The following is a 391-nucleotide window of genomic DNA, read 5'->3' as shown; positions in this document are numbered from 1 at the left end:
TGACAGCACGGCGACCATGCAGCACTCCGGGCTCGGCCAGCAGAAACGCGCCGCTGCAAACCGACGCCTTCCTCCGGACCCGGGACGCGCGGTTGCGGACCCGTTCAATCAGTGCCGGCCTGGTACAGGCGATATTCACCCCGCCGCGGCCGGCGACATTGGCCGTGTCCGGAACGATGCCGGACACCGGCGAGCCTTCGGCCAAGAGCCGGCACCGTATTGGAATGTTCGGTCAAAAATTTTCTACGCCATCTAGACAATTGGGTCTTTTAAGACTAGATGTGGACAAAAGGAAACGTCAATGCTGAATGTAATCAAAATTGGTGAGCCTGAACCGGAAGTCGGGTTTGAAGCCAACTACGCGCTCGACGAGATACGTGCGATGCAGCGA

1 pseudogene is annotated in these 391 nt (G+C 58.6%); it reads right to left on the bottom strand.

The features are described from left to right. A pseudogene (locus AC1DIX_RS28140) lies at positions 1 to 205 on the bottom strand (GlxA family transcriptional regulator); the annotation flags it as partial. Positions 206 to 391 lie beyond the last annotated feature (186 nt).

It is taken from the genome of Massilia sp. 05N420 (genome assembly GCF_056397205.1).
The sequence above is the reverse complement of the archived record's forward strand: the minus strand, read 5'-3'. Positions and strand labels throughout refer to the sequence as shown.